General features: G+C 67.3%; 3 protein-coding genes. All 3 read left to right on the top strand.

Annotation, left to right across the window (positions count from 1 at the left end):
* The first annotated feature begins 179 nt into the window (after positions 1–179).
* The 3 genes from RM423_RS24325 (at position 180) to RM423_RS24315 (ending at position 3,271) form a co-directional block, all read left to right on the top strand.
* Positions 180–1,256 carry a tyrosine-type recombinase/integrase gene (locus tag RM423_RS24325; RefSeq protein WP_311425622.1) on the top strand — a complete coding sequence of 359 codons (1,077 nt, stop codon included), beginning with the start codon at positions 180–182 and terminating at the stop codon, positions 1,254–1,256.
* Complete coding sequence (locus tag RM423_RS24320) at positions 1,253–1,594, top strand: helix-turn-helix domain-containing protein (protein ID WP_396327869.1); 342 nt, start codon at positions 1,253–1,255, stop codon at positions 1,592–1,594. The genes RM423_RS24325 and RM423_RS24320 overlap by 4 nt, the downstream gene beginning before the upstream one ends.
* 99 nt (positions 1,595–1,693) lie before the next feature.
* Positions 1,694–3,271 (top strand): tyrosine-type recombinase/integrase, encoded by a 1,578-nt coding sequence (locus RM423_RS24315; RefSeq protein ID WP_311425620.1) that lies wholly within the window; start codon positions 1,694–1,696, stop codon positions 3,269–3,271.
* Positions 3,272–3,305 lie beyond the last annotated feature (34 nt).

Genomic DNA, 3,305 nt, shown 5'->3' with positions numbered 1-3,305 from the left:
AGTACGACATCACCCGGGTTCGTTCGGTTGCGAGTTGGGCTTGAGTGCCGCTTCTTCGGCAGGAACCGAGTGTCTGGCTGGTGGGACATGCGGCTGCTCCGTTGCGATAGTTCTTCGGAATTTGTGAAAGGATGACGACTTGGCCGAGACTCACTCGGGACTGGTGAAGGCGAGGTTCGATGTCTCTGTCCGTGGTCCGCGATCTGCGGGACTACCGCCCGGCGAGTTCGGCCGAGGAGCTGGAGCAGTACGAGACCGACGTGCTGGCCGGGTTCGTGCTGGCGCGGGCGTCGGCTGGGTTGACCGATGGCACGGTGCGCGGCGACATCAGCAATCTGGAACAGATCCGGGACTGGTTCCAGCGGCCGTTGTGGGAGATGCAGCCCTGCGATGCCGATGCCTACTTCGGTCGGGTGCTGCGCAACGCGCCGAGTGGCACTCGGCTGGCCCGGGCGCAGGCGTTGGGCACCTACTTCGAGTTCCTGGAGTTGCGGCACAAGGTTGAGCTGCACGCGATGACCGGCCGGGTGGTGCAGTGTCCGATCGATGAGATGAACAGGCCGCGCGACCGCAAGGACGCCCGGTTGCGGATCCCGCCCCGCGCGGAGGAGATCGGAGAGTTCTTCTCGGGCTGGTCGACCGAGTTGGGCTCGTGTCGCAAGTTCGCCCCGACCGCGCGGAACTACACAGCGGCCAAGTTGATGGCCGAGCTCGGGGTCCGGGTGAACGAGGTGCGCAGCCTGGACCTGGATGACATCAAATGGGAACTGGGGCTGTTCGGCAAGCTGCATGTCCGCTGGGGCAAGGGCGCGAACGGCTCCGGGCCGCGGCAGCGGATGGTGCCGTTGATCGGCGGGGCGGACCGGATGTTGCGCTGGTATGTCCAGGACGTGTGGGGCCAGTTCGATGACGATCACACCCGCCACGGCGCGCCCCTGCTGCTCTCCGAACGCGCCAACTTGGACGGGTCGCGCGCTCGGGTCGGTTACGACGCACTGCGGTCCGGGCTGGCCGTCGCGGTGGCGACCCATCTGCCGGGATGGACGGGCCGGCTGACGCCGCACGTGTTGCGGCACTACTGCGCGTCGCAGATGTATCTGAGCGGGGTCGACCTGATCTCGATCCAGGAGATGCTGGGGCATTCCTGGATCGCGACGACGATGCGTTACGTGCATGTCCATCGCACCCGCATCGAGCAGGCGTGGATCGCCGGGCAGCAGCGCGCAGCGCAACGACTGGAAGGGCTGATCGGATGAGATGGAACCTGCGCATGGCCGCCGCCCAACGTGACATCTGGAAGGCCTCGGAGATGCAGCGGCTGCTGGCCGAGCACGGCTTGGTGGTGTCGGCGGGCAAGATGTCGGCGCTGTGGTCCGGGCAGCCGCCCTCCATCAAGCTGGCTGACCTGGAGGTCATCTGCACTGTGCTCGGTTGCGAGGTAGGGGACCTGCTGCTCGCTGAGCCGAGCAAGGTCAGCCGGACGGTCCCGGTCGAGCCGGGCAGGCGTGCCGCGGCCGGGTCGGGTTCTGGTTCCACGTCGAGGGCGGCGGTGGTGCCGCGACGGCGTTCGGGTCGTTCGCTGCCTCCGGCGTGAGCGGTCATCGGCGTCCGTGACGGCGCTAACGCCAAGATCGGTCGAACTGTCACCAGTTGCCGGTTCTGCTTGGCGTGGGGGCTGACCTACGCGCAGGGCATGTGCATGTCCTGCTACAACTTCACCGGCCGCTACCGCGACCTGGGAGACTGCGCTGGCTGCCAGCGGGGGCCTCAGCCGCTGCGGCGTGACTACTGCCGGTTGTGCTGGCATCAGGCCTACCTCGACCGGCCGAGTGGACCGAACACCCCGCTGGCGCCCTACCTGATCAAGGTCTGCTTCCAGCAGCTGTTCCTGGCCGATCTGGACCACCGCCGCGCCGCACCCCGACGCATCGAACGTCGTCACGGAGCCAAAGGCCGGCCGCACAAGCCACCGCCGGCAGTCGTCGCCCGACCCGTGCCCGGCTGGCTGCAGCCACCGCTGTTCGACGACGTGCTGCCCCGTCGCTACCGATGGCGCCGAGTCGATCTGCGCAACGGCCCGCCACCGGACAACCCCTGGTTGGCCTATGGCCTGCACCTGGCGCACGCGATGGCCGAGACACGTGGGTTCAGCATCGACAAGCGCATGCACCTGCAGCGGGTGCTGGTCATGCTGCTGGCCAACCACCAAGCCGGTGAGCTGATCCGAGCCTCGGACTTCGACTCCTTGATCCACCGCCACGGCGGCAACGTCGAGCACACCGTCGCGGTGCTCGACGCGATGGAGGTGCTCGCCGATGACCGACCGACGACGCTCGACATCTATCTGAACGAGAAACTCGGTGCCCTCTCGGCCGGCATCGCGGCCGAGACCCAACGCTGGCTGCACACCCTGCGTGAGGGCGGCCCGCGCAGCAAGCCACGCAAACCAGAGACAGTCAACGCCTACCTGCGCCAGGTTCACCCTGCGCTGCTGGACTGGTCCGGGCGCTATGATCATCTGCGGGAAGTCACCCGCGAAGACATCCACACTCACCTGACCGAGCGCCCCGCTCGCCAACGCTCCTACGCCCTGACGGCGTTGCGGTCGTTGTTCGGCTGGGCCAAGAAGAACGGGGTCGTGTTCGGCAACCCGACCACCCGCCTGCGAGTCGAGCCGCCCGCCGAGCGGATCTGGCAACCACTGACGACTGCGCAACTCAGTCCGACGCTTACCGCGGCCACGACACCGGTCGCCCGGGTCTGCGTTGTCCTGGCCGGGGTCCACGCCGCGCGACACAGCGAGATCCGTCTGCTGCAGCTCGAGGACGTCGACCTGGCCAATCGTCGGATCACCATCGCTGGACACGAGCGCCCGCTCGACGATCTCACCCGCCGCGTGATCACCGGATGGCTCGACTACCGTCGCGGCCGCTGGCCCAACACCGCCAACCGGCACCTTCTGCTGAGCCAGGAAAGCGCGGTCAACCTCGGCCCGATCAGCCGTCCGCTGGTCGGTCACCTGTTGCGTGGCCTGCCCGGGACGCTGGAAAGCCTGCGCATCGATCGTCAGCTCGAGGAGGCCGTCACCAGCGGAGCCGATCCGCTGCACCTTGCGGTCGTTTTCGGCCTGAACGAATCGACCGCGGTCCGCTACGCCAACAACGCCCGGCGACTCCTGTCCGAAGATCACGCCGCGATGCCCGTGTCATCGGCGCGAACCCAAGTGCCCGACGACGACAATGACCGTGGTGAACACTCGGGTTCCCCCTGAGAACCCTTCAGTTTTTCCGAACCCGAGCAGGTTG

Origin of the sequence: Jatrophihabitans lederbergiae (assembly GCF_031845305.1) — a bacterium.
GTDB lineage: Bacteria > Actinomycetota > Actinomycetes > Mycobacteriales > Jatrophihabitantaceae > Jatrophihabitans_A > Jatrophihabitans_A lederbergiae.
This window is presented reverse-complemented; position numbering and strand designations above follow the sequence as displayed.